We start from the raw sequence: 1,235 nt of genomic DNA on the forward strand, positions 1-1,235 counted from the left end.
GGTTAAGTGGGAAACGATGTGGGAAGGCTCAGACAGCTAGGAGGTTGGCTTAGAAGCAGCCATCCTTTAAAGAAAGCGTAATAGCTCACTAGTCGAGTCGGCCTGCGCGGAAGATGTAACGGGGCTAAACCAGGTACCGAAGCTACGGGTTCATTCTTAGGAATGAGCGGTAGAGGAGCGTCGTGTAAGCCGATGAAGGTGTGTTGAGAAGCATGCTGGAGGTATCACGAGTGCGAATGCTGACATGAGTAACGATAAAGGGAGTGAAAAACTCCCTCGCCGGAAGACCAAGGGTTTCTGTTCGACGCTAATCGGAGCAGAGTGAGTCGGCCCCTAAGGCGAGGCCGAAAGGCGTAGTCGATGGGAAACGGGTCAATATTCCCGTACCGGACATGATTGCGATGGGGGGACGGAGAAGGCTAGGTGAGCCAGGCGTTGGTTGTCCTGGTGAAAGTGAGTAGGCTGGGGTCTCAGGTAAATCCGGGACCCTCCAAGGCCGAGACACGAAACGAAGACACTACGGTGTCGAAGTCATTGATGCCACGCTTCCAGGAAAAGCCTCTAAGCTTCAGATCATGTGCGACCGTACCCCAAACCGACACAGGTGGTCAGGGTGAGAATCCCAAGGCGCTTGAGAGAACTCGGGTGAAGGAACTAGGCAAAATGGTGCCGTAACTTCGGGAGAAGGCACGCCGGCGTAGGGTGAGAGGACTTGCTCCTTCAGCCCGAACCGGTCGAAGATACCAGGTGGCTGCAACTGTTTAGTAAAAACACAGCACTCTGCTAACGCGCAAGCGGACGTATAGGGTGTGACGCCTGCCCGGTGCCGGAAGGTTAAGTGATGGTGTTAGGATTCGTCCGAAGCTCTTGATCGAAGCCCCGGTAAACGGCGGCCGTAACTATAACGGTCCTAAGGTAGCGAAATTCCTTGTCGGGTAAGTTCCGACCTGCACGAATGGCGTAATGATGGCCACGCTGTCTCCACCCGAGACTCAGTGAAATTGAAATCGCCGTGAAGATGCGGTGTACCCGCGGCTAGACGGAAAGACCCCGTGAACCTTTACTATAGCTTCACACTGGACGCTGATGTTGCCTGTGTAGGATAGCTGGGAGGCTTAGAACCTCGGACGCCAGTTCGGGTGGAGCCAACCTTGAAATACCAGCCTGGCATCATTGGCGTTCTCACTCAGGTCCGTGATCCGGATCGAGGACAGTGTGTGGTGGGTAGTTTGACT

1 rRNA gene is annotated in these 1,235 nt (G+C 54.6%); it reads left to right on the plus strand.

What is annotated here, in order from left to right:
• A 23S ribosomal RNA gene (locus tag A3220_RS16535) occupies positions 1-1,235 on the plus strand; the annotation flags it as partial.

The organism is Halomonas sp. KX33721 (genome assembly GCF_001596805.1).
Lineage (GTDB): Bacteria > Pseudomonadota > Gammaproteobacteria > Pseudomonadales > Halomonadaceae > Vreelandella > Vreelandella aquamarina.